The sequence below is a fragment of the Promicromonospora sp. NPDC050249 genome, from assembly GCF_040656015.1.
Lineage (GTDB): Bacteria > Actinomycetota > Actinomycetes > Actinomycetales > Cellulomonadaceae > Promicromonospora.
Window position 1 is genome coordinate 66519 of the sequence record NZ_JBFAKY010000003.1, and the last position, 24809, is coordinate 91327.

Annotated in this window: 25 protein-coding genes; 7 read left to right on the top strand and 18 right to left on the bottom strand. The window is 71.1% G+C overall.

Going from position 1 to position 24809, the window contains the following annotated elements; all coding sequences use genetic code 11:
• The first annotated feature begins 3 nt into the window (after nucleotides 1–3).
• Nucleotides 4–1059, top strand: a complete 1056-nt coding sequence (locus tag AB0I32_RS03265) for a LacI family DNA-binding transcriptional regulator (RefSeq protein WP_357502824.1) — start codon at nucleotides 4–6, stop codon at nucleotides 1057–1059.
• Nucleotides 1060–1093: 34 nt separating this feature from the next.
• Nucleotides 1094–2386 (top strand): endo-1,4-beta-xylanase, encoded by a 1293-nt coding sequence (locus tag AB0I32_RS03270; RefSeq protein ID WP_357502826.1) that lies wholly within the window; start codon nucleotides 1094–1096, stop codon nucleotides 2384–2386.
• Nucleotides 2387–2504: 118 nt separating this feature from the next.
• On the opposite strand, the gene AB0I32_RS03275 is transcribed toward AB0I32_RS03270, so the two are convergent.
• The 9 genes from AB0I32_RS03275 to AB0I32_RS03315 all read right to left on the bottom strand — a co-directional run bounded on the left by AB0I32_RS03275 (nucleotide 2505) and on the right by AB0I32_RS03315 (nucleotide 10263).
• Entirely contained in the window at nucleotides 2505–2735 is a 231-nt protein-coding gene (locus AB0I32_RS03275; protein WP_357502828.1) for a hypothetical protein, read from the bottom strand.
• 204 nt (nucleotides 2736–2939) lie between these two features.
• The gene (locus AB0I32_RS03280) at nucleotides 2940–3644 is read right to left on the bottom strand and encodes a methyltransferase domain-containing protein (protein WP_357502830.1); all 705 of its coding nucleotides are present in this window, start codon (nucleotides 3642–3644) and stop codon (nucleotides 2940–2942) included.
• 177 nt (nucleotides 3645–3821) lie between these two features.
• A complete protein-coding gene (locus AB0I32_RS03285) occupies nucleotides 3822–5162 on the bottom strand; it encodes an FAD-binding oxidoreductase (RefSeq protein ID WP_357502832.1) in 1341 nt (446 codons plus the stop codon).
• Between the two features lie 126 nt (nucleotides 5163–5288).
• On the bottom strand, nucleotides 5289–6116 hold the full coding sequence (locus AB0I32_RS03290; protein WP_357502834.1) for a helix-turn-helix transcriptional regulator: 828 nt from the start codon (nucleotides 6114–6116) through the stop codon (nucleotides 5289–5291).
• Complete coding sequence (locus AB0I32_RS03295; RefSeq protein ID WP_357502836.1) at nucleotides 6094–7101, bottom strand: SDR family oxidoreductase; 1008 nt, start codon at nucleotides 7099–7101, stop codon at nucleotides 6094–6096. Before AB0I32_RS03295 ends, AB0I32_RS03290 begins: the two co-directional genes overlap by 23 nt.
• Nucleotides 7102–7200: 99 nt before the next feature.
• Nucleotides 7201–7962: a DUF427 domain-containing protein gene (locus tag AB0I32_RS03300; RefSeq protein ID WP_357502838.1), complete on the bottom strand. Its 762-nt coding sequence runs from the start codon at nucleotides 7960–7962 to the stop codon at nucleotides 7201–7203.
• 116 nt (nucleotides 7963–8078) lie between these two features.
• On the bottom strand, nucleotides 8079–8864 hold the full coding sequence (locus tag AB0I32_RS03305) for an SDR family oxidoreductase (protein WP_357502840.1): 786 nt from the start codon (nucleotides 8862–8864) through the stop codon (nucleotides 8079–8081).
• A gap of 47 nt (nucleotides 8865–8911) precedes the next feature.
• Nucleotides 8912–9889 carry an alpha/beta hydrolase gene (locus AB0I32_RS03310; protein ID WP_357502842.1) on the bottom strand — a complete coding sequence of 326 codons (978 nt, stop codon included), beginning with the start codon at nucleotides 9887–9889 and terminating at the stop codon, nucleotides 8912–8914.
• Between the two features lie 68 nt (nucleotides 9890–9957).
• Complete coding sequence (locus AB0I32_RS03315) at nucleotides 9958–10263, bottom strand: antibiotic biosynthesis monooxygenase (RefSeq protein ID WP_357502844.1); 306 nt, start codon at nucleotides 10261–10263, stop codon at nucleotides 9958–9960.
• 157 nt (nucleotides 10264–10420) lie between these two features.
• On the opposite strand from AB0I32_RS03315, the gene AB0I32_RS03320 reads away from it, so the two are divergent.
• Together AB0I32_RS03320 and AB0I32_RS03325 are read left to right on the top strand one after the other, a co-directional pair.
• Entirely contained in the window at nucleotides 10421–11338 is a 918-nt protein-coding gene (locus tag AB0I32_RS03320) for an AraC family transcriptional regulator (protein ID WP_357502846.1), read from the top strand.
• Nucleotides 11339–11479: 141 nt separating this feature from the next.
• Nucleotides 11480–13279 carry a discoidin domain-containing protein gene (locus AB0I32_RS03325; RefSeq protein WP_357502848.1) on the top strand — a complete coding sequence of 600 codons (1800 nt, stop codon included), beginning with the start codon at nucleotides 11480–11482 and terminating at the stop codon, nucleotides 13277–13279.
• A 5-nt stretch (nucleotides 13280–13284) separates the two neighbouring features.
• Here the strand turns inward: AB0I32_RS03325 and AB0I32_RS03330 are convergent, their stop codons facing one another.
• The 4 genes from AB0I32_RS03330 to AB0I32_RS03345 all read right to left on the bottom strand — a co-directional run bounded on the left by AB0I32_RS03330 (nucleotide 13285) and on the right by AB0I32_RS03345 (nucleotide 16162).
• A complete protein-coding gene (locus AB0I32_RS03330; protein ID WP_357502850.1) occupies nucleotides 13285–13851 on the bottom strand; it encodes a hypothetical protein in 567 nt (188 codons plus the stop codon).
• Between the two features lie 41 nt (nucleotides 13852–13892).
• Nucleotides 13893–14246: a metalloregulator ArsR/SmtB family transcription factor gene (locus AB0I32_RS03335; RefSeq protein WP_357502852.1), complete on the bottom strand. Its 354-nt coding sequence runs from the start codon at nucleotides 14244–14246 to the stop codon at nucleotides 13893–13895.
• Nucleotides 14246–14692, bottom strand: coding sequence for an SRPBCC domain-containing protein (locus tag AB0I32_RS03340; protein ID WP_357502854.1), 447 nt, complete (start codon nucleotides 14690–14692; stop codon nucleotides 14246–14248). Before AB0I32_RS03340 ends, AB0I32_RS03335 begins: the two co-directional genes overlap by 1 nt.
• Before the next feature lie 414 nt (nucleotides 14693–15106).
• Complete coding sequence (locus AB0I32_RS03345) at nucleotides 15107–16162, bottom strand: hypothetical protein (protein WP_357502856.1); 1056 nt, start codon at nucleotides 16160–16162, stop codon at nucleotides 15107–15109.
• 904 nt (nucleotides 16163–17066) lie between these two features.
• Between AB0I32_RS03345 and AB0I32_RS03350 the strand changes: the two genes are divergently transcribed.
• Together AB0I32_RS03350 and AB0I32_RS03355 are read left to right on the top strand one after the other, a co-directional pair.
• Nucleotides 17067–17759, top strand: coding sequence for a hypothetical protein (locus AB0I32_RS03350; RefSeq protein ID WP_357502858.1), 693 nt, complete (start codon nucleotides 17067–17069; stop codon nucleotides 17757–17759).
• A gap of 327 nt (nucleotides 17760–18086) precedes the next feature.
• Nucleotides 18087–18227, top strand: a complete 141-nt coding sequence (locus AB0I32_RS03355) for a hypothetical protein (protein WP_357502860.1) — start codon at nucleotides 18087–18089, stop codon at nucleotides 18225–18227.
• A 38-nt stretch (nucleotides 18228–18265) separates the two neighbouring features.
• On the opposite strand, the gene AB0I32_RS03360 is transcribed toward AB0I32_RS03355, so the two are convergent.
• Complete coding sequence (locus AB0I32_RS03360; protein ID WP_357502861.1) at nucleotides 18266–18532, bottom strand: hypothetical protein; 267 nt, start codon at nucleotides 18530–18532, stop codon at nucleotides 18266–18268.
• A 233-nt stretch (nucleotides 18533–18765) separates the two neighbouring features.
• The gene (locus tag AB0I32_RS03365) at nucleotides 18766–19272 is read right to left on the bottom strand and encodes a hypothetical protein (protein WP_357502862.1); all 507 of its coding nucleotides are present in this window, start codon (nucleotides 19270–19272) and stop codon (nucleotides 18766–18768) included.
• A gap of 424 nt (nucleotides 19273–19696) precedes the next feature.
• On the opposite strand from AB0I32_RS03365, the gene AB0I32_RS03370 reads away from it, so the two are divergent.
• Nucleotides 19697–22009 carry a LuxR C-terminal-related transcriptional regulator gene (locus tag AB0I32_RS03370; RefSeq protein ID WP_357502864.1) on the top strand — a complete coding sequence of 771 codons (2313 nt, stop codon included), beginning with the start codon at nucleotides 19697–19699 and terminating at the stop codon, nucleotides 22007–22009.
• 34 nt (nucleotides 22010–22043) lie between these two features.
• On the opposite strand, the gene AB0I32_RS03375 is transcribed toward AB0I32_RS03370, so the two are convergent.
• From AB0I32_RS03375 to AB0I32_RS03385, 3 genes are read right to left on the bottom strand one after another with little or no spacing between them, the layout of a single operon-like run.
• Complete coding sequence (locus tag AB0I32_RS03375; protein ID WP_357502866.1) at nucleotides 22044–23150, bottom strand: NAD(P)/FAD-dependent oxidoreductase; 1107 nt, start codon at nucleotides 23148–23150, stop codon at nucleotides 22044–22046.
• Complete coding sequence (locus tag AB0I32_RS03380; RefSeq protein ID WP_357502868.1) at nucleotides 23147–23680, bottom strand: isoprenylcysteine carboxyl methyltransferase family protein; 534 nt, start codon at nucleotides 23678–23680, stop codon at nucleotides 23147–23149. Before AB0I32_RS03380 ends, AB0I32_RS03375 begins: the two co-directional genes overlap by 4 nt.
• Nucleotides 23680–24771, bottom strand: coding sequence for a 3-oxoacyl-[acyl-carrier-protein] synthase III C-terminal domain-containing protein (locus AB0I32_RS03385; protein WP_357502870.1), 1092 nt, complete (start codon nucleotides 24769–24771; stop codon nucleotides 23680–23682). The genes AB0I32_RS03380 and AB0I32_RS03385 overlap by 1 nt, the downstream gene beginning before the upstream one ends.
• Between the last annotated feature and the right edge of the window lie 38 nt (nucleotides 24772–24809).

Genomic DNA, 24809 nt, shown 5'->3' on the forward strand with positions numbered 1-24809 from the left:
GAGATGACAGGGACGGCCACGAGGCCCGAGGCCGGCGCGGGACGCAGGGAGCGGCGCGGCGGCGTCACCATCGCCGAGGTCGCCGAGGCAGCCGGGGTCTCGACCCCCACCGTCTCCAAGGTGCTCAACGGCCGCCCGGGGGTGTCCGCGGCCACCCGCCGCCAGGTGGAGCAGGTGCTCGCCGAGCGCGGCTACGAGCAGCGCCGCCCGCACCCGGGCGCGGGCAGCGGGCTCGTCGACTTCGTGATCGAGACCCTCGACACCCAGTGGGCGACGACCCTGCTGCGCGGCGCGCAGACCGAGGCCGCGCGGCTGGGCCTCGACCTGGTGCTCACGACCAGCAGCGGCGACTCGTTCGGCACCGCCGCGTGGGTGAACCACCTCGCCGAGCGCGGCTCGGAGGGCGTGGTGCTCGTGGCGGCACACGTGCACGACTCGGTCGAGGCCGAGCTCTCCCGCCTGCGCATGCCCGTCGTCCTGGTCGACCCGGTCGGGGCCGCCGCCCCGGCGCTGCCCACGGTCGCGGCCACCAACTGGGCGGGCGGGCGCGACGCCACGGAGCACCTCATCGCGCTGGGCCACACGCGCATCGCCGTGATCACCGGCCCCATGGACGAGGAGTCGCACCGCGACCGCCTCGACGGCTACCGCAGCGCGCTCCAGCGGCACGGGCTGCCCGTCGACGACTCGCTGATCCGCCACGGCGACTCGCTGGTCACCGGCGGCCGCACCCACGGGCGGGACCTGCTGGACCGCCCGGACCGGCCTACCGCCGTCGTCTCCGGCTCGGACGAGCAGGCCTACGGCGTCTACCTCGCCGCCGAGGAGCTCGGGCTCAGCGTCCCGGAGGACCTCTCCGTCGTCGGGTTCGATGACGTCGAGCTGTGCCAGTGGGTCACGCCCCACCTGACCACCGTGCGGCAGCCGCTGCTCGAGATGGGCCGCGAGGCGGCCCGGATCGTCATCGAGATGTCCCGCAACGAGCTGCGGCCCGCTCCGCGCACCGAGCTCGCCACCTCACTCGTGGAACGCCACTCCACGGCCGCGCCGCGGCGCTGACGCGGCGACACTGAAACACTCAAGGAAAGTTTCCATGGCCACGACCGTCAAGAGCTCCGCCGATCCCCGCCTCGCGCACCGGCACTCCCGCGCCACCGTCACGGTCCTGGACGCCGCGGGGCAGCCGCTGGCCGGCCGTGAGGTGCAGGTCGAGCAGACCCGGCACGCGTTCCTGTTCGGCAACATCGGCTTCGACTTCGTCGGCCTGGCCAACGGGCTGGGCACGACGCCGCTCTACTCCCCGTTCGGCGGCGCCGCTGTCGAGACCGCCCGCACGCTCGCGCCGCTGTGGTTCGACCTGTTCAACCAGGTCACGCTGCCGTTCTACTGGCGCGGGTTCGAGCCGGAGCGCGGCGCGCCAGACACCGACCGGCTGCGGCGCACCGCCGCCTGGTTCGCCGAGCGCGGCGTCGCCGTCAAGGGCCACCCGCTGCTCTGGCACACGATGGCGCCCACGTGGCTCCTGGGGCTCGGTGACGAGGACGTCGAGCGAGAGATCCGGCTCCGGATCTCTCGTGAGGTCTCCGGGCTCGGCGACGTCGTGCCCACGTGGGACGCCATCAACGAGACCGTGATCATGCCGGTGTTCGACCGTGAGGAGAACGCGGTCACCCGCCTGGCGCAGCGTCTCGGCCGGGTCGGCATGGTGCGGCTCGCCGTCGACGCCGCCCGCGAGGCGGACCCGTCCGTCACGCTCCTGCTCAACGACTTCAACCTGTCGGCCGACTACGAGCGGCTCGTCGAGGAGGTGCTCGACGCCGGGGTGCGGATCGACGCGCTCGGGCTCCAGTCGCACATGCACCAGGGCTATCGCGGCGAGGAGTACTTCGCCGACGTGCTCGACCGGTTCGCGCGCTTCGGCCTGCCGCTCCACCTCACCGAGAACACCCTGCTGTCGGGCGACCTCATGCCCGCCGACGTCACCGACCTCAACGACCACGTGGTCGGCTCCTGGCCCTCCACCTCCGAGGGCGAGGCACGGCAGGCCGACGAGATCGTGCGCCACTACACGCAGCTCGTCGCACACCCCGCCGTCCAGGCCGTCAACTACTGGGGGCTCACCGACGAGGGCGCGTGGCTGGGCGCCCCCTGCGGACTGGTGCGCGCCGACGGCACGCCCAAACCCGCGTACGACGCCCTGCGCGGCCTGATCAAGGACGCGTGGTGGCTCTCGCCCACGACGACCCGAACTGACGAGCACGGCCGGATCCAGGTGGACGCCTTCGCCGGCGACTTCCGGCTCACCGCCGGCGGCGACACCGGCGAGCTCACGCTGCCCGCCGGTGAGCAGGCCGGGTCGGTCACCCTCGGCGGGGGTGGACACTGACCCGACCTGGCCCGGGTTCCCGAGCGACCTCACGACCGCCCGTCTACGTGGCGAGGAACTCGACGACGCGAGCGGCGGCGTCCTCCGGCTACGGGCAGGTGGCTGGCCTTGGTCGGGATCATGACGTCGTGGTCTCCCTGGAGGAGATCGTCTCCGCGCTCCGGCGGCCGCTGATGTGGAAGGGCACCACGGCGTCGGAGTCTCCGTGGACGACGAGGGTCGGCACGGTGAATGCGGCGAGGTCCTCGCGGAAGTCGGTGAAGCCCGCCTGGTCCGCCCGGATGCTGGCCTCGAAGTGCGCCGCCCACGCGGTCCTCCGCCATGGTGATCGACGGGGCGTGTGGTTCATCTTTCTCTCCGAACTCGTGGTTTCTCGGCACTGTGTGCGCCACACCCAGAGTCCACCGCCACCCCCGGCCGAGCATCCGTCAGATGATGTAACAGAGCCGCACTCGCTTGCCGGTTCGCGGCGGTCGCCGGTCAGGAGCTTCTGCACGAGACCGCGAGGTCCGTCATGGCGCCCCGTAGGTGGGTGCCACAGAACGAGTGGGTCTCAACGGGCCTCGAGGACGAAGAAGAGGAAGGACACGAAGGCGGTCCGCTCTCCGCTCGCGATACGTGGCGGGAGGAGTTCGGACGGAGTGTCCGGGGAAGGCGCGGGTTCGGCCATGGACGCGATGCTGAACCCCGCGGCGGCGAAGGCGTCGGACATCGCGTGCAGGGGGCGGTGCCAGTACGTCAGCGTCCCTGGCTGGCCCGCGAACTCGTACTCCTCCGAGAACTGCCGGATGGCGAAGTAGTCCTCGTCCGGGAAGAAGAAGGGCCGTATCAGCGGGTGGTTGACGGAGAGGATGAAGCGGCCACCCGGCTTGAGCACCCGGTGCAGCTCGGTCAGCGGCGGGTGCCAGTCCTCGAGATAGTGCAGGACGAGGGAGGCGACGACGTCGTCGAAGGTGTCGTCCGCATACGGCAGTGGCTGCGTGAGGTCCGCGACGGTCAGCGGGACGTCGCCACCGAGCCTGCGGCGGGCCAGCTCGATCATCGCGGGGCTGCCGTCGAACCCGGTCATGTCGGCGCCGCGGTCACGCAGCTCGGCGGACAGCGGTCCGGACCCGCAGCCCGCGTCAAGGATCTTGCGGCCGCGCACGTCGCCCGCAAGGCGGAGCATCGCCGGTCGCTCGTACCAGGCGTTGAGCAGGCTCCCGGCGTTCTCGGCGTCGTAGCCGACTGCGAACTCGTCGTAGTGGTCGGCCTTCATCGCGTCCCCTTCGCCGGACGGCCCATGTCCCGCGTGACGCTATCGGGCTGGATCTACGCAAAGGCCTCGCGGCCAGGCCTCTTTTCCAAGAGCACCAAGGTCCTACCCGCCACGTTCACGCTGCGTCCTGCACGGGCGTCGCCCCGAGAGGGCGACGCCCGCGTCAGCGCCGCTCCCCTACTTCGGCCGGACGTTGTGGTTGTGCGCGAAGAGGTTGTTCGGGTCGTACCGCCGCTTCACCTCCGCCAGGCGCTCGTACGTGGCCGTCGGGTAGACGGCGGCCACGTCGTCGTCGGTGGCCGTCGTGAGGAAGTTGGCGTAGGCCCCGCTGACGTGCGGGCCGAGCTTCTCCCAGATCGCGTCCAGGCCGGCGCGCGCCGCCTCGACCACGTGCACCGGGCCGCCCACCAGGGTGGCGACCATCAGCTCCGCCTGCCGGTGCGCGTAGGCGGTGGCGTCGCCAGGGACCCGCGCGACCGCGCCACCCACGCTGCGGATCGCGATCGACGGCGACCCGGGCGACGTCCCGACCTCGGCCAGGATCTGCAGGACCTCGGCCACCGACTCCCGCTCGACGAAGCCGTCGTGCGCGAGCACCTCGATGCCGGGCGGCGGGGAGCCGCCCTCGACGAGGATGTCCGCGTAGGCGTGCGGTGCCACGTCGTCGTCCAGGACGGTGCCCAGCGCGCGGATCGGGGCGAGCGCGCGGGCGGCCGCCTCCGGGTCGTCGCCGTCGAAGGCGACGTGGATCTCCACCGGCGCCTCCGGGCCGCCGGCCATCGGGTTGGCGAGGTTCGCGATCGACGTGAGCTCCTCCGGCGCGGTGCGCAGGTATTCCGCCCAGCCCTGGAGCACCTCGACCGCCTCGGCCTGCGGGAACGTGACCTTGCCGAAGACGACCTCCGTGGTCGGGTGCGCCTCGAACTCGAAGGACGTCACGACGCCGAAGTTGCCGCCGCCGCCACGGATCGCCCAGAACAGGTCGGGGTTCTCCTCGTCGCTCGCGGTCACGATCTCGCCGTCCGCGGTGACGATCTCGGCGGCGACCACGCTGTCCAGGGCCAGGCCGTACCGCCGGACCTTCCAGCCGATGCCACCGCTCAGCGTCAGCCCGCCGACACCGACGCTCTTGGTGTCGCCGGAGGAGATCGCGAGCCCGTGCGGGGCCAGCGCCTCCGCGACGTCGCCCCAGTGGGCGCCGCCGCCGACTCGCACCAGGTGTCGCTCGCGATCGACGACCTCCACGGTCGCGAGCAGGCTCAGGTCGATGACGACGCCGCCGTCGTTGGTACCGAACCCGGCGAAGCTGTGGCCGCCGCCGCGCACCGACAGCGTGACGCCGGAGCCGGCGGCGAACCGGACCGCGGCCCGCACGTCGTCGACGCTCCCGGGGCGCAGGACGTAGGCGGGGTTCCCCGCGGCCAGCTTCGAACGGCCGACCGCCTCGTACTCGGCGTCGCCCGGTTCGATGATGTCGCCGCCGAAGTCACGGCGGAGGGTCTCGATCGGTGAGGTCATAACGTTCCTTCCACAGGGGTGCGGTGCGCGGTACACCGCCGCAGTAGTGACCCGCCAGGCCCCCGAGATGTGACCGCGGGCGATGTGAGGGGCGCCACACGGGCAGCGCTACCGGAGCGCCGGCGATCAGACCGAGCCCACCACCGCGAGCAGGCGCAGCCGCTCGGCGCTCTCCGTGCCGGGAACCGCCGTGAACACCGTCAGCGCCTGGTACTGGTCGGGGTCCAGCAGCGTCTGCCCGTGCAGCTCGACCAGCCCCACCTCCGGGTGGTTCAGCCGTTTGGGCTCGCAGTAGGGGCCGAGCACGGGGTGCTCGTCCCACAGCCGCGCGAACTCGGCGCTACGGCCGCGGAGGCCGTCCGCGAGCTCGGCCGCCGGCGACGTCGGCCCGGTCTGCGCGTGGACCGCGGCGAGCCGGGCCGTGAGGGTGCGGCCGTGCCGGTCGTGGTCCTCCTCGGGGATCCGGTCCCGGCTGCGCGGGTCGGTGAACCACCGGTAGACCCGGGCCCGCTCCGGGCCCGTGTACGCGGTCTCGTCGCCGAGGAGCGCCGCGGCGAGCCGCGTCTGTCGGAGCGTCACCCCCAGGACGTTCTCGACCTGGGCGGGCGCGTCCGCCAGCCCGTCCAGGATCCGCATCAGGCCGGCGTTGATGTGGTCGCTGCGCCGGACGCGGCGCGGTAGGGCGTGCCCGGCGAGCTCGACCAGCCGGTCCCGCTCCTCGAGCGTGAGGTGCAGACCCTGGGCGATGGCCGCGAGCACCTGCTCCGAGGGCACCGCGCCGCGGCTCTGCTCGATCCTGCTGTAGTAGTCCGCCGAGACGCCGCTCAGCGCGGCGACCTCCTCGCGCCGCAGGCCGCTCGTGCGGCGGCGCGGCCCGCGCGGCAGCCCCACGTCCTCGGGCTGCAGCGCCTCCCGGCGGGTGCGCAGGAACTCACCGAGCTGCTCGCGATCCATCGACCTCACCTCTACCTCGTTCTCCGAGCGGCGCGTCAGGAAAACGCACGCCCGTCATCTCCTCGGACACCGCCCACAGCCGGGCGGCCGCCACCTCGTCGGTGGCGGCCCGGTAGACCCGCTGCCGGGCGGACCCACCGGTGAAGTGACCGATGCCGTCGGGGCCGTAGAACGTCCCGCCGTCGGCGGCCGCGTCGGTGGCCGCCTGCAGCGCGGGCAGCAGCCCCTGCTCGACCGGCTGCACGAAGATCCTCAGGCCGAGCAGCCGCCGCATCACGGCGTCGATCCGCGGCGGCTCCGGGCTGCCGAGGCCCGGCCCCGCGGTGTACAGGCCCGTGTAGGTGGTCCCGGGGTGGGCCGCGTTGCTCACGATCCCCCAGCCGTGCGCCCTGCTGCGCCGGTCCAGCTCGAGGGCGAACATCAGCTGGGCCAGCTTCGAGAGGTTGTAGGCGCGCACCGGCGAGTAGTCGCGCTCGCTGTTCAGGTCGTCCCAGTCGAGGCGCCCGAACCGCGCGGCCGCGCTCGACATCGTGGTGACGCGCGCCCGGGAGCTGCTCAGGAGCGGCAGCAGGTGCCCGACGAGCGCCATGTGCCCCAGGTGGTTGGTGCCGAGCTGGAGCTCGAACCCGTCCGCCGTCGTGGTGCGGGCCGGCGGCGTCATCACTCCCGCGTTCGCGACGAGCAGGTCGATCGGCCGCCCCTCGGCCAGGAGTCCGTCCGCGAGCGCCGCCACCGACTCGAGCGACGCGAGGTCGGCGGGGCGGGTGGTGACGACGACGCCGGGCACGGCGGCACGCAGCCGGTCGGTGGCCGCGCGGCCCTTCGCCGGGTTGCGTACGGGCAGCACGAGCTCGGCTCCGGCGCGGGCGAGGCGTTCGGCGAGCCCCAGCCCGATCCCGTCGCTGGCTCCGGTCACGACGGCGCGCCTGCCGGTCAGGTCCGGCACGACGACGTCGGGCCGCTGGGCGGGGTTCTTCTTGCTCACTTGAGGTTCCTCTCACGCCGGTCTGTGTCCGCACCAGCGTGTGCGCGCCCGGGCTCCGGATCCAGGTCCAGGTTGTCCGTGGCTGGCACCGTCGGCAGGCTACGGCCGGTCGATCCGCTCGCCGTCGACGTAGACCTCGAGGTCCGCGCTCTGCTCTGGCCAGAAGCAGACCATCCCGGCGACCGCCAGCCCCTCCCGTAGCGGGGTGTCGTAGCCCCAGACGACGTCGGGCAGCTCGAGGTCGCCGACCCTGAGCGTCCAGTACGCGGCGGTGCCCTTGTACGCGCAGTGGCTCGCCGTGTCGGTCGGCGTCAGCAGGTCCATCCGTACGTCGACCCGCGGCAGGTAGTACCGCGGCGGCTGCCCGGACTGGACCAGGACGACGGGGCGGCGCGACTCGGCGACCACGGCCCCGCCCACTACCACGCGGACGTGCCGGCTGGACGGCATCGCGTCGACCCGCACATACGGGTCGCGGGCATGGGTATGGATCACCTCTTCCTCGGCGAGCCACGTGTCGAAGGCCGACCAGGCCAGCGTCGTCATGGTGCGCAGGCGCTCGACGGGCGCCTCCGGGTACCGCTGGGCCGCGCCCGCCAGCACCTGGTCGCCCACCACGACGTCGTACACCTCGCTCGGACCGAGGCTCCGGGACCGGCGTCCCGGGCCTGCCGCGCGCAGCTCGGCCTGCACCTCGCCCGGGGCGAAGAAGTACTGCGGGTAGAAGGCGTGCTCCCAGACCAGCAGCGGCGGATCGGCGTCGGCGACCAGCACGCCCGAGCTGTAGGCGCGCACCCTTACCGATCCGGGCTCCACCGTCCCCGGCTGGACCACGACTGCCCGCTGCACGATGCCCGCCATCTTGTTCCTCACCTCTCGCCGCCCGTCCCTCGTCGCGATCCAGCGGCGAGGCGTCCGTGTCCTTCCTGCTGTTCGACCGGCGAGCCCCGTGATGTGTGACCACGGCGGCGCGACCTTCAGAGCGCGAATCCCCCGGAGACCTGGATGTCCTGGCCGGTGATCCACCCGGCGTCCGTCGAGACCAGGAACGCGATCACCCTGCCGACGTCCTGCGGCTCGCCGACGCGGCCGAGCGCGGTCCTCGCCGCGATGCCGTCGATGATCTCCGGGAAGCGGTCGAAGGCGTCGTCTCCGATCCGCGTGCGAGTGGGGCCAGGGGCGACGGAGTTGACGGTGATGCCGCGACCGGCGAGCTCGTTGGCCAGGTACCGGGTGGCCGTGACGAGGCCGCCCTTCATCCCCGCGTAGCCGGAGTACCCGGGCTCGGTGTCCCCCGGACGCACGGAGCTGCTCGAGACGTTCACCACGGACCCGCCGTCCGCCAGCAGGGGCAGCAGTGCCTGGGTCAGGAAGTAGGGGCCCTTCAGGAGCACGCGGTAGTACTGGTCGAACGCGTCCTCGGTCATCTCGGCGAAGGGGAACCCGCCACCGAAGCCGGCGTTGTTGACCAGGGCGCGGACCGTCGTCGCACCCCACGCCGTCGAGATCGCCTCCGTCAGCTCCTGCCGGAAGGCGGGGAACTGGTCGCTGTGCGCGATGTCGAGCCGGAGGGCGACCGCATCACCGCCGGCCTCCCGGACGAGACGCACGGTCTCCTCCGCCTCCTGCGGGCGGGAGTTGTAGGTCGCGACGACGCGCATCCCGCGGCGGGCGATCTCGACCGCCGTGCCGCGACCGATGCCCGCACTGGCGCCGGTCACCACCACCACGGGAACGTCGTTGCTGTTCTGGTCCTGGTTCATCTCTTTCATCTCCCTGTTGTTCGTCTCTGCGTCGTTCATTTCTGCGTTCACGAGCCGGCCCGCGCTTCCAGCACCCGGCGGAGCCAGTCGGCCCGTGTCCGGCGCGCCGCGATCGAGACCTGCGCCTCGGGCACGAGCGCGTCGAAGCCGTGGAACCCGCCGGCCCACACGTGCAGCTCCGTGTGGCCACCGGCCGCCCAGATGCGGCTCGCGTAGCTGACGTCCTCGTCCCGGAACACCTCGGCCGAGCCGACGTCGATGTACGCGGGCGGCAGGCCCGACAGGTCGCCGGCCCGGGCCGGCGACACGTACGGCGACACCTCGGTCGCCGGATCGCCGCCGAGCACGGACCGCCAGCCGAACGCGTTCATGGCCCGGCTCCACGTCGCGGGACCCTCGGCGAACTGATGGCTCGATCCGGTGTCGTTGCGGTGGTCGAGCATGGGGCAGACGAGCACCTGTGCCGCGAGGTCCGGTGTCCCCCGATCCCGCGCCAGCAGCGCCACGCCGGCGGCCAGGCCACCTCCCGCGCTGGTGCCGGCGACGACGAGCCGCGCCGGGTCGACGCCCAGGTCGGCGGCGTGCTCGGCCACCCAGACGAGGCCCAGGTAGCAGTCCTCGACCAGGGTCGTGCCGCTCGCCTCCGGCGCCAGCCGGTAGTCCACGGTCACGACGACGGCGCCGAGCTCGTCGAGCCACTCCAGCGGGATGTCGAGGTTCGAGAACCGGTCCCCCATCACCATCCCGCCGCCGTGCACCCAGTAGACGCAGGGCGCCGGCGTCGAGCGGTCGAGGCCCGGCGGGCTCAGGACGGTGAGCGGGACGGCCGTGCCGTCCGGGGCGGTGACGGTGACGTCGCGCCGGTCGACGGTCCGCCCTGTCGTGAGCAGGCTCTCGATGCCGTCCGCCGTGGTGGCCGCCAGGCCACGCACCTGAGCCAGCGTGTCGGGGCCGAGGTTCGCGGCGGGGACCAGGTCGAGCAGCGGACGCAGCTCGGGATCGATCTCGGGACGAGTGGTCGTCATGACATGTTCCTCTCAGGAAGGGTTCGGGATCGTCAGCGCACGGGACGGCGCTGTCAGCGGAGGGCGGCTCAGAGCTCGGCCTTGCCGCCGACCAGCACCTGGTCCGTGTACGCGGACTCCCCCGCCAGCAGCAGCTGCAGCTCTGCGACGAGCGCCTGCGCCTCGCTGGTCGCGAAGAACGCGGCATGGGCCTCCTCGCTGGTCCAGCCCTCGATGACGTGCACGACGTCGGCATTCGAGGCCGAACGGCTGATCAGGAAGACAGGGCAGTCCGTACGGGACAACGACGGGGCGTTCAGCAGCATCTCGACCAGGGCGTCACCCTTGCCCGGCAGCGCGGTCAGGGTGGCCTGGAATCCGTGGCGAACGGTCATGTGAGTCTCCTCGGTGCGAGGGCCCCTGGAGGCCCGGTTGCTGGTGCCTCCATCACACCGCGCGGGCCCACCGCTGCGACACAACGATCGTCCTGACCATTTGCACGATCCTCCTGCGCCCGCGAGCATCGTGAATGCACCGTGCCATGCTTGTGGCATGACCGGTGCACCCCTCGAAGAGCTGCGTACCCTGATCGCCCGCCATGCCCGGCGGGACTCCCATACGACGGCGCTCGACGACGTCCTGGTCTCGGCGGTCCACCGGTCCGCGCCGCCGGCGCCCTCCATGTCAGGCGTGGTCATGGCGCTGATCGCCCAGGGCTCGAAGCGGATCGCGCTCGGCAGCAGCGTGCACGAGTACGGCCCTGGGCAGTACCTGGTGGCCTCCGTCGACCTGCCGGTGACCGGCCTGTTCACGAGAGCCCAGCCCGACGAGCCGGCGCTCGGCTTCGGGCTGGTCCTGCGACCCGCCCTGATCGCAGAGCTCCTTCTGGAGGCCGCACCCGGCGACCTCCCTCCGACCAGCGCCGCCGCCCCGCCCGGCATGGTGGTCAGCGACGCCCCCGCACCCCTCGTCGACGCGGTCGTGCGACTGCTGCGGCTGCTCGACAGCCCGCGCGACGCCGCGGTCCTGGCGCCGCTCGTCAAGCGCGAGATCCTCTGGCGCCTGATCACCGGGGAGCAGGGGGCCACCGTGCGCCAGCTCGGCCTGGCCGACAGCGGGCTCGCCCACATCGCCCGCGCCGTCCAGTGGATCAGGGAGCACTACGCGCAGCCCTTCCGCGTCCAGGACGTGGCAGCCCTGTCGGGCATGAGCGCCTCGGCGTTCTACCGGAACTTCCAGGCGGTCACCGCGATGAGCCCCATCCAGTTCCAGAAGCAGATCCGGCTCCAGGAGGCGCGCCTCCTGCTCGCCACCCGCCCCGGCGACGTGACGGGCGTGGGGCTACGGGTCGGCTACGACAGCCCGTCGCAGTTCAGCCGCGAGTACCGCAGGCAGTTCGGCCTCCCGCCGAGCCAGGACGCCGTCCTGCTGCGGGACACGTCCGCCGGCCGCACGCCGGCGCTGGTATAGGCCATCGCCGCCGACGCGCGCGAAGGCGAAAACTCCGCTCTTGACACGGTATCGCCCGCCCCACAGACTCCTTTTGCACCTGTGGCGGCAAAAGTTGCATGACTGTCGCCATAAATGACAGAGCCGTCGATCGGAGCACCCATGCAGATCTCACGTTCGCCCGGCGCGCGCCGCCTCAGCGCAGCATTGACGGGCGGCGCCCTCCTCGCGGGCACGCTCGCCGCGGCCCCGGCCGTCGCCGCCCCTCCCGCCGTCGCCTCCCCCGCCACGGCCACCACAGCAGCCGAGGCATGTGGAGCGGACGACGGGCTCCCCGACTCCAAGATCTCCATCCAGCTGTTCACCCACGTCGGTGAGCTCGGGTTCGGCACGCCCTCCCCCGAGACGATCGACCGTGTGCTCGGCGAGGTGGCCAACGCGGGCTTCACCAACATCGAGCCGTTCAGCCAGCCCTACTCGATGCCCGTCGACGACTACCAGGCGATCCTCGACAGGCACGGCCTCGAGGTGTCCTCGAGCCACGGCAGCACGGACTGGGACACGTGGCCCGAGACGGTCGCCTACGCCGTCGCACTGGGCCAGGACTACATCGGGACCGGCGGCATGGCGGGGAACTACGGCACCTACGAGGAAGCCCTGGCGACCGCGGAGTACGTCAACCGGCTCGGCCGGTACGCGCACGAGAACGGCGCGAACAAGATCGCGCTGCACAACCACCAGAGCGAGTTCACCACCCGGTACCCCCACCCGGAGACGGGTGAGATGGTCAGCGCCTGGCAGGTCATCGAGGAGAACACCGATCCGCGCTACGTCACGTTCCAGCTCGACGTCGGCTGGGCCGCGGACGCCGGGATCGACGTCCCGGCGTGGATCGAGGAGTACGGGGACCGCATCGAGCTCCTCCACATCAAGGACGCCGTGAACGTCGACGCCGAGGGCGACCCGAGGCAGGTCGCCCTCGGCAACGGCGACATCGACCTCCCGGCGATCATCGCCGCGGCCGAGCCGTACGTGCAGTACTACACCTACGAGTGGGACTACGCGCCGTCGTTCGAGTCCTCCGCGGAGTCCTACCGGTATCTGCGCTGCTACCTGGCCGACGGCGGGGGCGGTGACCAGTGCGCGGACGAGGACCAGGAGTCGCTGGCGCTGGGCCGACCGGTGACGACGTCCAGCATCGACGACCCCGCTCGCACCGGTGAGATGGCGGTGGACGGCAACGCCGGCACCCGGTGGGGCAGCCAGTGGAGCGAGCCGGAATGGATCGCGGTGGACCTCGGCGCGAGCTACGACCTCAGCCGCGTCGTGATCGACTGGGAGACCGCGTTCGCGTCGGGGTACGAGATCCAGACCTCGCCGGACGGCGAGACCTGGACCACGGTGCACACCGTCACGGACGGTGACGGCTTTTTCGACGACATCGACCTCTCGGGCACGGGCCGGCACGTGCGCCTCTACGCGACCGAGCGCGCCACGCAGTGGGGCTTCTCCCTCTACGAGCTGGAGATCTACGGCACGCCGAGCGGCGAGGAGCCGGCGCCGGAGCCCGTGGCTCGCGGCGCCGGGTACTGGTCGTCGGAGTACCGCCAGGTCAGGAACCCGGACTACACGACGGACGAGCTGCTGTGCTTCCTCATCACCACGCGCGCGCAGAGCGACGTGTTCGACGAGGTCGTCGACCTGACCACGCTGGACGACGCCGTGCAGGTGCTGTGGGCACCCCGCCACGACGGGTGGGTCGACGCCATCGACCGTCAGCTGCTCGCCGTGTGGCTCAACGTCGCGGCGGGCTCGGTCTCCCTGGAGGACCCGATCGTCGGGGGCACCACGGTGGGCGACCTGCTGGCCGCCATCGAGGCCGCGCGCCTCGACGCGGGCACGACGAGGGCCGACCTCAAGGAGTACAAGGACGCGCTGGAGGCGGTGAGCGCTCGGCACTGATCGGGTCAGGGGCTGTCCGGTGGACCTGCACTATCGAACGGTTCACCGGACAGCGCCCCGAGCCCGTCACCGGTGAGGAGGCAGCTGGGACCAGTACCGGCCTCGGCGCTCGGCGCCGGTCGGGACGTGTTCAGCTGGACGACTCCCCGAGCCGTTCGGGCAACCACTCCGGCCGTCTCCAGCGCCTCCAGCTCGATGAGGACGCCGGCGAAGGACATTCCTGTCGAGCGCGCGAGCGCCGCTGCGCTCTGCGGGCCGTTGGACAGGACCCGGAGAATCGCGTCCTCCACTCGATTCGCCTGGGTCGGAGGCATACCCCGGGTGTTTGACACGCTGCGGGACCTGCGCGATCGAGAGCGTCGGCCGCCATCGGTTCGAACCGGGGCTCCGGGGAATGCGGACCGGTAGTCCTCCTCGACCCGAAGGAGGTCGCGCACGATCACTCTGAGGGCAATCGGGTCGACTATCACAACGACCCCTTTCGCATGATCACGCCGCCTCGGTGGCTGAGACGAGACCGGGAGCGGCTGAGGCAGGGCTGACCGCCCGGTCGACCGCTCCGCGAATTCCATTCGCGGGCGCGGTCGATCGGTCCGTGCGTCGTGTGGTGGGGCTAGGGACGCGAATCCCGTTCCGCCGCCTCGGCGACGCGCTTGATCGTGGCCAGACGGCGGTCCCAGTCGGCGGCGAGCCGGTCCATCCAGCGGGCGGTCACGTTCAGCGCCGCCGGCACCACGACGTACAGCACCTCGCGTCCGACCCGCGCGCTCGAGACAAGTCCGGCGTCGTCGAGGACCACGAGGTGCTTGACCACGGCCTGCCGCGAGATCGGCAGCCGTTCGGCGAGCACGGTCGCGGTGGCCTCGCCCTCGGCGGCGAGCAGGTCGAGCACCTGGCGCCGCGTCGGATCGGCCAGTGCGGCGAGGACGCGGTCAACCCCCTCGCCGCCACCTCGCTGAGAATCCATCACTCGGACGATTGCTCGGCGCGAACCTTGAGCGCCTCGAGCTCTTCGGTCCAGCCGCCGCTGTTGTCCTTCACCGCCTTGCCGCGCAGTTCCTCGGTCGCGGCGATCGTCGCGAATCCGCTCTCGACGACGCGCAGGCGGGTCTGGTCGCCCTCTTCGGTGAGAGTGAACTCCACGAGGGTGGAGTTGTCGTCGCGCAGCTCTTCTCCGGGGAAGGCGCTGGCCCAGCGGTAGGCGAGGTAGGTCGGCGGCCGAACCTTCTCGACGCGTACCGGGAAGTCGCCGTACTCGGGGTTCTTGGCGATCATCGACTCCCCCTCCTTGGCGATCGTGCCGGGCAGGCTGGCCTTGTCGGCCACCCAGAACGCCGGCTGGGCCACCAGGGTCCAGACCCGCTCGAGCGGGGCGGAGATCAGGGTCTCGCGTTCGATTCGGTCGTTGCTCATCGGAGCTCCCATGTCTGTAGCGGTCTATTGGCGCAACCCCACGGTTGCACATATCTCAGCCAGGTGCAACCCTACGGTTGCGCGATAGGCGCTACGACTGCGCCTCGACGCCCTCGGCACGGAGATCACCCGCGGCACGCGCGGGCGGTATGAGATCCAGGCACCATGACCGACGCACCGAACCCGGGCCGGCGGCGACTTCCTGCTTGACATGGCGGAGCCGGCGGGGAAGCGACAGTGCAGGCAACGTCGCAGGTCGAGGTCACCGCATCCACGCTCGGGCAGCGGGCGCCCCTGACCCTTCGAGCACCGCGACCTGTCCGAGCCCTCCGCGCGCGGCCATGGGGCGGGCTGGCACACTTCCTCGGTCGCCTGAGCCGCCGCACGCGGCCGACCGCAGGGGAACCAAACGGCTTACAAGGGTCCGGGACTGCGGCCGCGAAGCCTTTGTCGTGCCGCGTTCCTTACCCGCTTCGACCACCCATGCTCAGCGAGTTCTTCGAGGACGAGGTCGGACGTAGCGCGTTCGACCAGCCTTCGCTGGCACCAGTCCGAAGCGTCCGACAGGTCGTCGATGATTGAACGCGGTTCTGCGGCGACTTCGCGAACAAGCGTCCACTCACGAAGTCTGCGTTCGGGTAATCCACGTTCGTCCGCAGGTAGAAGGTCGATCCACTTCCGGCCCTCGTCGCCGTTCACGAACGCGAGTATCTCGACGACGACGTCCCGCGCAGGCACGTCCCCGTCAGCTCCACGCCGACGAAGATGGTCACGAAGGTCAGGGTCCTCGACCTTCAGATAGATCTGCGCCCCCGTTGGCAACCAGTCGATGTGCAGACTCCGGAGCTGGTCGCGCCGGTCGACCGTCTCGACGATGACATCGGCGCCGCCGTCATACGGGGCATAGAGCCAGTCGAGCTGGTCGTTGGTGAGGATCACGCGGTCTTCGTCGTCGGGAATGCGTCGCAGGAGCGGGTCGAGGGCTTCTCGTGTTGGTGCGATCCGGTCGACAAACGTGTACCAGCGGACCGGATCACCTGCGGAAGCGTCGCGGTCGAGGAACGTCTGCCACAGAGATGTCGTCCGCGCAGCGAGGCGAAACTCCTTGGAGGCAGAGAATCTTCCATCCGCATCGCCACGTGTACGGATCAGCAGCAAGTCTCGTGCAGATCCGTCCTGCAGCTCGCTGAGCACTTGATGATGCCGGGCCAGGAGGATCTCGTACTCGTCGTCAGAGTCGGCGTACCGCTTGGATCCAGGCAGGCTGTGAAACCGCAACCAGGTTTCGGAGAGATCCAGCTTCAGCGTCCAAGAGATCGGCAGCGCTCCCGACCATCGCCGTTCCCATGTCTCGGTGAGCCATGCCAGCGACGGCTCCGGCTTGGGAAGCCGGAACCCGAGCAGGCCAGCAGCGATCTCGTCGCACCGCACAGGAAACCGGGCCAGCGTCCAACGGAGTTCCGAGATCACCCGATCACCTTAGTCAGCGTCTGGACTCTGACGGCCCGGATCTTCGTCGATCCGGCCGGTGACACACCAACACAGTCCCCACCGGGACCTAGTCGTCTGAGATCGCCCGACCGACGTCCGGGTCACGCGGCTGATCGATGATGCGAACATGTCGTTTCCTCCTTCATTCCATCTTCCGACGGACTCTCGTCCGTCCCGACGGCCCGGCTCTCGGGCCGCACAACTGTGGGGCTCGCGCGAATCAACCGTTCAAGCGCGAGTAGGACCGAGCCACGGACAGGTCGTCATAGACGCTCGGCGCGGAGAGGTAGAGCCCGACGGCATCCACCGTGACCGGTCCCGGTCGGTGCACCTCGCGGATGGCGCTCGCGTACCAGGTGCCACGGCTCGTCAGGAAGGGCGCGAGGGCCAGATCGTCAAATGTCGGGTGTAGTTCATCCAAGAACAGCTCTCAGATCGGCTTCCGACTGGCGATGGTGACCTCCGTGGTTGGGGGTGACGCACGTCGCATCCTGCCGTGGCTAGCCTGGGAAGCCCAGGAAACCGAGGGTGAAGTTTGCGCAACGCGATACCACTGTCCCGCGCACTTACACGGCCGTCGCTGCTCGCCTCCGATGACCGTCGCTCAACTTCATCGTCAGACATCGCTGCGCAACCGTGGGACGGTTGGCAAAGTTTCAGGCTCGGGCGCGTCAACCCGTGGTGCTGCCGGCGAGGACAGCGTCATCGATGCGGGCGGCGAACCACTGGCCCAGCGCCGAGGACAAGACGTGAGCCGGACCATTCGCGGACTGCATCGCGTCGTGCCGCCAAGGCACCCGGGGACCGTGCGGACCACCCGCGTGCGGGGCTGCCACCCACGGGCCCTGCCCCCGGGTTCCGGTCGCGCCAGTAGCATCCCGGCATGACAGCCGATCAGAGCACTCCTCCACGGACTTCACGCCGCTGGACGAGGATCGTCCTGATACCGGTCGGCGTCGTGCTCATGCTCATCGGCGCTTCCCAGGTCTTCGCCTGGACGGCGTACAAGCTCGGGGCCTTGCCGATGGGACTGTGGCAGGTTCTGGAACACGGTGGGTTCAACGGTGTCCTCGGTGAGAACCTTGGCGCCGCGATCGGGCGAGGTCTCGCATGGGCCGTCGGCTTCGTGATCGTCTCGGTGGTTATGCTCGGCATCGTGAGGCGCCGGGCGGCCCACAGACTCCCGGTGGGCGTCGTCGTACTCGGCACGGTGCTCGTGATGTCATGGGCGTTCCCGGGAAGCGCCGGCCTGACGCATGACGACGCGCGGCATGACTTTCACACGCTGCGCCCCGCGCTCGGCGACGTCGTCGAGCGCGCGGAGCGGGGCGATCTCGACGGGCCATATGCCGAGCTTCCCCGGGCCCTGGATTTCGTCTCCGTGACCGGCTCGGTCGACGTGTACCGCGCGGCCGGAGGCCCTGACGCGGTGACCATCTTCGTTCCGCAGTGGGCACGGCTGGTCGACGACGCGGGCGGCTACATCTACTCGCCCCACCGCAGACCCGACATCAACATGCGTGGCATGGCCTGCACCGCCCCGGACCGGCTGGACGAGGGCTGGTGGTCCTGCTAGGTCGCGCTGGGTAGCATCCGGCCATGGCGAACCCGCGATCGCGAAAGCAGGCCTCGGCCGATCTCGGCGGGTCGCTTATATCTTCTTGTTGAGCTGCACCATCGGTGTGCTCGTCGTGACCGGCATCCTCGTCTACCACCTGGCGACCGGAGACCCGGAGGAGGCAGGCGCCTGGGGGCTCAGCTCCCTGACGTGCTTCTTCGTCGCGTTCATGCTCGGGAGCGCCTTGATCAATCCGTCGCGTGACAACCGCCGGCTGCGTACCTCCGGCGTTCCCGGGACCGTGGCGGTCTTGTCCATCGATTCCCGCGAGGACGGCGTCGCTGCGTGCTCCGGGCCGGCCACTGGATCAGGCGGGCACCGATCGCGTCCGGCGCGGGCACCACGATGCGCGCCGTCGAGACCGCTGCGTCGGAGGCGGGCCTGCCGTACCCGCGCGGGGCCGAGGGGCGCCGTCACGCGCGGTGACGCCGCCCCCAGGCCCTTTCCTGCGGACTGACGACTCGCTACCCGAGCCAGCCGACAGCACGCGTATCGCGTGCCGCGGACCGTGCGAACTGGGCGGAGAGCGCGTGGATCTCGGCCCGGTCATAGACCTGACGGCCGAGGAGGAGAGCTAGCTCGTCGCGCGAGTGTTCCGCGCAGAATGCGCGCACCTCCGCGGCTTCGAACAGATCCCATGACGGCATCAGGTTCGACATGCGCCCGGCACGAGCGAAACCTGCGGCAGAAGCGAGGTCGTCGAAGAATGCCCACCGGTCACCGACATCCACGGCTGCTCCGCGGCACACACGCCTCTCCGCGGCCTCAAGGGCGGGTGGAAGGGGGGCATGGTCCACCACGGCGCGATACTCTCCGCGGCCTGAGTGCGGGGCCGCGTCGGGATACTCGCTGAACGTGGCGCACATCGATACCTGTGCGACGTCCGCAGCAGGTGCGGCAACAGATTCCACCGACATTTGGATCCTTCAGGGTTGATCTTGCGTGGAGCGGGCTGCCGAGCGACTCACGTGGCGGTCGCGGAGGCACCAGAAGTCAGCGCGGGCTCCGGAGCAGGCGGGTCGAACTTGGTCCAGTCGGTCGAGGAGCTCAGCAGCTCGGCAAGCCCGACCTGTTGGACGGGTATCTCCAGATCCCGGACCGCGTCACTCGATTCCTGGTCCCAGGTGTCCGTCGTCGCGATGACGAGACGCCTGGTGAACGGGGCGTGGTTCGATGCCGAGAGGAACGCGTCGACGTCCAGCTTCGCCAGATCGCTGTCCGGGTCATGGAACACGCACAGCACCGCGGTCAGGCTGCCGGACTCGCGCTCACGAGCGACCAGGTCGATCTCGGAGTCCTCTCCCTCGTGCTCCGGCCACGACTCCCACGACCAGACTTCGTCGAACCGCGCCGACCACAGCTCGTCCGTGCGCAGGAACGCCTTCATCAGCTCCTCGAACTTCTGGTCCCGGTCAGAGTCCGACGCGGACCGGAAGAGGTAGTCGTCGAGGAGCGCACCAAGTTTTGTCACCCGCACATCCTGTCAATCGCGCTACGAACCGGTCACTCGTGGAGCGAAGTCTGCACTCGTTGCCTCGTCGCGCGAGCCGACCATCGCATGCAAGGTGCAGATCGGGCGCAAGGCCGTATCTTCCCTGGTGGGAGGGGCGCGCTGCGCGAGGTTCGAGGTCCGCTCCCCGGGACGCGCGGGTCATGGGGCGCCGCCGTACGGGCCGGAGATATCGCGCGTCAGGATCGCCCGGTACGTACTCTTCCCCGGGACGATCGAAATGTCATGCAGTCGGTGGAAGGGACGCACTTTGGCTCGAAACAGTGGGCTCCCCGCCCCCGCGTATCCAGTGGGGTCCTCCGAGTGGACACAGAGCGAGGACACCGGGCGGGCGGTTGGCACTGTCTACGGGCGCGACAGGGAGTCGCGGGTTGTCGGCGGGTTCGTGACCGGTCTGGATCCGACGACGCTCGTCGTGACCGGCCTCAGCGGTACCGGAAAGACTGTGACGGTGCTGGCCGCGTTGGATCGGGCCGGTGTGCGAGATTCGGTGGTCAGGATCGTGCGGGCCTGCTCGCCCAAGCCGTACGCACAACGCCTGGCCGGTGGGCCGCGCGTCGATCTGTCCGACCTGGTGATTTCGGCCGGCCCGGACCACGAGCTCGACGCGGCGAGGCTGCTCGACGTCGTGACTGCTGGCATCGCGGCATCGGGTGCGGCGGACGGAGTCCTGTTCATCGATGACCTCGAGGACCTCTCACCGCGGAGATCCTCCTGGCTTCAGCAGCTGGGCGATCTGGCCTACGAGCGGGGCTGGCGCGTCATCGCCGCGGCCAGGTGCGTCCCTGAGGGCGTGTTGCCGGACGACGTCGAGGTCCTGGCTCTCGGACCGCTCGACGAGCCGGCGCTGTGTCAGGTTCTGGATACGACGCTGGAGCTGCCTGTCGCGGTCGACGTCGCGTCACGTCTGCGGTGGTGGAGCGCGGGCAATCCCCGGCTGGCGACGGAGCTGGCTGAAGGGCTGACAGCCGCGCAGCTGCGTGGCGATCGGGAGTGGACCGCACCTGAGCAGGTCGGACCAGCGGGCCGGCGGGCGTACCAGGTGCTGTTGGACGGCTTGGACGCAACGGAGATGTCCGCGTTGGCCGAGCTGTGGGTAGACCCCTGGGATCCAGCGGTCCCAGGGGTCATGCCGCACGCCGACGGTGGTTCGTCGTCGGTGGCCGACCTGGCGGCGGTTCGGATGCAACAGCTCGCTACGGCTCATCCCCTGCTGCCGCGGCTGTGCAGGGAACAGCTGCGCGGATCCTCCCGTGCGGAAGTCCCAGCCGGTTCGCATGAGGCGGCCGGGCCGGCCGGAATGGTCGAAGCGATCCTTGATGGTCTGCACCTGGAAGACCTCGCGGGCCTTCCACCGGCCGGCGTGACGCCTCGGGCAACGGCTGGTGTGGTCGGTGTGGCGCTCTTGACCGGGACTTCCTGGGTGCACGCCGACACAGGTGCTCGTTTCTTGAACATGATCGACCCCGCGTGGACCGACCACCTCTGGTGGAGAGACCCGACAGACCTCCCCGAGGCTGCCCGTACTGCCGGGGCTCGGGTCGCGGCGGCGCTGATCTACCTGGAGACCACCGGCCGCCTGGACGACCCTGCCCGCTTCCGTGCGGACCTCGAGGCGCTCGCGCTAGGTCCGGACCCCCATTGGGTCGGCCTCTGCATCCGCGTTCGGGGACACCTCCTGCTCGGGGACGCCGTCGCTGGACGCAAGCTCCTGGAGGACCCGTCCGCGAAGTCCTCCGGTCGGACCATCGCGGAGGTCGTCGCGCGGGACCTGGCAGCCGCGATGCTGGCGATGACCGAGGGTCGCCCTGCCGGGGTCCGCGCGCACCTCATGCACGCCACCGAGCTCCGGCCGGGGATAGAGCACTGGCTGCCCGTGCGGGGAATGCACGCGGCCGCGTCCGCCATGCTCGACGGACAAGTCCCTACCAGCGACCTGATACCGACGGGTGCATGGTCCACGCGGGCGCTGGGCGAGTTCGCTCTCGATCTCGGTGCCGCGCGTCTCGCCGTCGGACACATCATGACGGCGGCCGAGCTCCTCACGATCGGGGTCGAACGCTGTGCCTGGCCATACCGCGGCCGGGCACAAGCGCGAGCCGACATGATCGAGGCCGCCGTCGCCGCGGAGGGCGCGACCGGCGCACGGGCACTTCGGCTCATCGACCCGCCCGTCACACCCGACGAACGTGTCGACGGCAATGCCGCCGCAGCACACCTGCGGATGCAGGCGATCCTGCGTGGCAGCGACAGGGATCCGGTCAGCGCCGACGACTGGTTGCCGACGTCCGTCCTGTCCGTCTCGCCGTGGCAGCGCATGCGCTCGCTCGTCGCCTATGGGCGGCACTGCCTCGCGCGAAATGACCGCAGGACGTCGGCACGAGCCCTCCGTGAGGCCCGGTCGCTCGCCAGCCTCGCCGGCGCGCCCGGGTGGTGCGTCGGAATCGACGCCCTCCTGGTTGCGGACGCGCCGGCCAGGGTGGGCTGGAATCGCCTGAACGACGAGGAACGAGTGTTTGTCCGGCTGGCGCTCCAAGGTTGGACCAACGCACAGATCGCTGCCGCGGTCTACGTCTCGGTGCGGACCGTTGCCAACCGCCTGCGCCAGATCTACGCGCTGCTGGGAGTTCGTGACCGCCGGGACCTGGTCGTACACGCGGAGACCGATCCTCCCGGCTGGCTGAAGGACCACGCGTGACACGAGCTCGCCGTACGTGGCGAGAGCGACGCGGTCAGCGAGCCAGCCGCTCGACCACCGCACCGTAGAGCCACGGAGCCCGTTCCGCCGCGGGCACGATCGCTCGCCGGGCAGGGCCCGAGGCCCAGGCGAGCAGGCCGGCGGTGAGCGCGCGGTAGTCGCGGGTCGCCGTCCGCCAGGCGCGCTCGTACGCCCCGGCGTCGTCAAGGTGCCGGACGGCGGCCTCCGCCTGCGCGAGCCCCACCCGGACGCCCTCGCCGGTCAGGGCGTCGACGTAGCCCGAGGCGTCGCCCACGAGCCGCACGCGTCCCGCCGAACGGCGTCGCGACCGCTGGCGCAGCGGGCCCGCACCGAGCAGGGAACCTGCGGCCGCAGCCGTGGCGAGGCGGGCACTGAGCTCCGGGAACTGCGTCTGGAGCACCACATCGAACCCCGCACCGCTCTCCGAACGCGGCCCGAGCAGCGCGACACCGACGGTATCCGGGCCGACCGGCGTCACGTAGGCCTCGGCGTGCGGCGACCAGTGCACCTCGACGAGGTCGGTCCACGGCGGGACCTGGAAGTGCCGGCGGAGACCGTAACGGCTGGCCGCCGGACGGTCCGCGCGCTGCCCGGGGCCGACCTCGAGCCCGGCCAGCCGGCGAACGGTGGAGTGCAAGCCGTCGCACCCGAGCACCCAGCCGGCGCGCAGCGTCACCGGATCTCTCCCCCGGCTGGCGCCGCCCGGCGCCAGCTCGATCTCGACACCGCCGGCGTCCTGCCTCAGGGCCGTGACCCTGCCGTGCAGGAGCTGTGCGCCGACGTCGGCGGCGCGTTTCGACAGCGCCTCGTGCAGCGCGGTGCGCCGGACGCCGCGGCCCGTGCCCGCCGCGAACCGGTGGTCGGCGTGCCGTCCGGGCGCCCGGTAGCTGATCCCGGCGAGCGGCTGCCCCGGCGGGTCGACGCCGAGCGCCTGCACGGCGCGCAGGGCGCCGGGGAGCAGCCCCTCGCCGCAGGCCTTGTCGAGGGTGCCAGTCCGCCGGTCCACGACCAGCACGTCGAGTCCGGCGGTTCGCGCGTGGACCGCCGCCGCCAGCCCGACCGGACCGGCGCCCACCACGACGACGTCGGCGTCCAGGTCACCCGCCATCTCGCCGGTCACGTCACCGCGTTCCCGCCCACGGCCGACCGGAGCGCCCGCTCCTCGGCCGGGATCCGGAAGCGCGCCAGCAGCACCGCGTTCAGGACGGTGAACACGAGGGCCGTGACCCAGGAGGTGTGCACCAGCGGCAGCGCGATGCCCTCGACCACGACCGCCACGTAGTTGGGGTGGCGGATCCACCGGTACGGACCCCCGGACACGAGCGGCAGCCCCGGGACCACGATGATGCGGGTGTTCCACCGGTGCCCCAGCGTGGTGACGCACCACCAGCGCAGCGCCTGGCTCGCCAGCACCAGGACGAGCATGGGCCAGCCGAGCCAGGGCAGGAACGGCCGGTCAGCGAGCACCGCCTCGGCGACGCACGCCACCAGCAGCCCGCTGTGCAGCACCACCATCGCCGGGAAGTGCCCCCGCCCCGACTCGACGCCGCCACGCTCGAACGACCAGCGCGCGTTGCGGGCCGACACGACCAGCTCGACGAGGCGTTCGACCGCCGTCGCACCCACAAGGAACACGTAGAGACCCAGCATCAACGCTCCTCCAGCTTCAGCAGCACGAGCTCGCACGACACACCAGGGCCAAAAGCCATGAGCACGGCCGGTGAGCCCCGTGGGGCGTCGGTATGCGCGAGGGTCCTGGCCAGGACGTCGAGCACCGACGCGGACGAGAGGTTACCCGCGCAGGCGAGGCTCTCCCGGCTCTCCCGGACGGCGTCCTCGGCGAGCCCCAGGGCGTCGCGCACCGCGTCGATCACGCGCGGACCGCCCGCGTGCACCACCCAGGTGGGTATCTCCCCCGGGCTCAGGCCGTGCTCGGCGAGCAGCCCTTTGACGTCGGCGAGGAGGTGGGCGCGCAGCAGGTCCGGCAGCCCGGCGGAGAGCACTATCGCGAACCCGGTGTCACGCACCTCCCAGCCGAGCGCCTCGGTGGTGCCGGGGTACAGCCGCGAGCGCGTGTCGACGACCGTCGCCCTGCGCCGTGCCCGCCCACCCGCCGTCGGCCCCGCGAGCGGGTGCGTCGCACCGACGACGACGGCGGCCGCGGCGCCGTCGCCGAACAGGCCGGAGGCGACCATGTTGGCCGTCGAGTCGTCGCCGTGCTGGAGGGTCAGGGAGCACAGCTCCACGGAGACCAGCAGGGACACGTCGCCCGGCCTGCCCAGCAGGTGGTCGTGCACGCGCGCCAGCCCGGCGGCGCCGCCCGCGCACCCGAGGCCGAACGAGGGCGTACGCCGCACGTCGCTCCGCAGGCCGAGGCGCTCGGAGAGCAGCACGTCCAGCGACGGCGCGGCGACCCCGGTCACCGAGGTGGCGAAGACGTGGTCGACATCCTCCGGCCGGAGCCCGGCGGCGACCAGCACCTGGCGGCACGCACGCTCGGCCAGCAGGGTGGCCTCGCGGATGAAGACGGCGTTGGTGGCGCCCAGGGAGTGCAGGCCCGCGTACTCCTCCAGCGGCAGCGCGAGGTGCCGATGGTCCACGCCGGCGCTCGCGTGCAGGCGGCGCAGCACGGCGGTGCGCGCCGGGTCGGGCGCCACCAGCGGCCCGACGACGTCGGTGATCTCCTCCTGGGTGTACACGTGCTCGGGCAGTACCGGCTCGACCGCGACGACACAGGACATCTCAGCATCGTCACGCAGGACCAGGTCACCCGCGCGGC

Excerpts from the sequence above, each read along its gene's own strand:
- AB0I32_RS03385 (WP_357502870.1), bottom strand. The coding sequence starts at position 24,771 with ATGTCCTGTGTCGTCGCGGTCGAGCCGGTACTGCCCGAGCACGTGTAC.
- AB0I32_RS03275 (WP_357502828.1), bottom strand. The coding sequence starts at position 2,735 with ATGAACCACACGCCCCGTCGATCACCATGGCGGAGGACCGCGTGGGCG.
- AB0I32_RS03320 (WP_357502846.1), top strand. The coding sequence starts at position 10,421 with ATGACCGGTGCACCCCTCGAAGAGCTGCGTACCCTGATCGCCCGCCAT.
- AB0I32_RS03340 (WP_357502854.1), bottom strand. The coding sequence starts at position 14,692 with ATGAGCAACGACCGAATCGAACGCGAGACCCTGATCTCCGCCCCGCTC.
- AB0I32_RS03305 (WP_357502840.1), bottom strand. The coding sequence starts at position 8,864 with ATGAACCAGGACCAGAACAGCAACGACGTTCCCGTGGTGGTGGTGACC.
- AB0I32_RS03315 (WP_357502844.1), bottom strand. The coding sequence starts at position 10,263 with ATGACCGTTCGCCACGGATTCCAGGCCACCCTGACCGCGCTGCCGGGC.
- AB0I32_RS03350 (WP_357502858.1), top strand. The coding sequence starts at position 17,067 with ATGACAGCCGATCAGAGCACTCCTCCACGGACTTCACGCCGCTGGACG.
- AB0I32_RS03330 (WP_357502850.1), bottom strand. The coding sequence starts at position 13,851 with ATGGAATTCGCGGAGCGGTCGACCGGGCGGTCAGCCCTGCCTCAGCCG.
- AB0I32_RS03380 (WP_357502868.1), bottom strand. The coding sequence starts at position 23,680 with ATGCTGGGTCTCTACGTGTTCCTTGTGGGTGCGACGGCGGTCGAACGC.
- AB0I32_RS03335 (WP_357502852.1), bottom strand. The coding sequence starts at position 14,246 with ATGGATTCTCAGCGAGGTGGCGGCGAGGGGGTTGACCGCGTCCTCGCC.
- AB0I32_RS03290 (WP_357502834.1), bottom strand. The coding sequence starts at position 6,116 with ATGGATCGCGAGCAGCTCGGTGAGTTCCTGCGCACCCGCCGGGAGGCG.
- AB0I32_RS03280 (WP_357502830.1), bottom strand. The coding sequence starts at position 3,644 with ATGAAGGCCGACCACTACGACGAGTTCGCAGTCGGCTACGACGCCGAG.
- AB0I32_RS03285 (WP_357502832.1), bottom strand. The coding sequence starts at position 5,162 with ATGACCTCACCGATCGAGACCCTCCGCCGTGACTTCGGCGGCGACATC.
- AB0I32_RS03325 (WP_357502848.1), top strand. The coding sequence starts at position 11,480 with ATGCAGATCTCACGTTCGCCCGGCGCGCGCCGCCTCAGCGCAGCATTG.
- AB0I32_RS03265 (WP_357502824.1), top strand. The coding sequence starts at position 4 with ATGACAGGGACGGCCACGAGGCCCGAGGCCGGCGCGGGACGCAGGGAG.
- AB0I32_RS03310 (WP_357502842.1), bottom strand. The coding sequence starts at position 9,889 with ATGACGACCACTCGTCCCGAGATCGATCCCGAGCTGCGTCCGCTGCTC.
- AB0I32_RS03300 (WP_357502838.1), bottom strand. The coding sequence starts at position 7,962 with ATGGCGGGCATCGTGCAGCGGGCAGTCGTGGTCCAGCCGGGGACGGTG.
- AB0I32_RS03270 (WP_357502826.1), top strand. The coding sequence starts at position 1,094 with ATGGCCACGACCGTCAAGAGCTCCGCCGATCCCCGCCTCGCGCACCGG.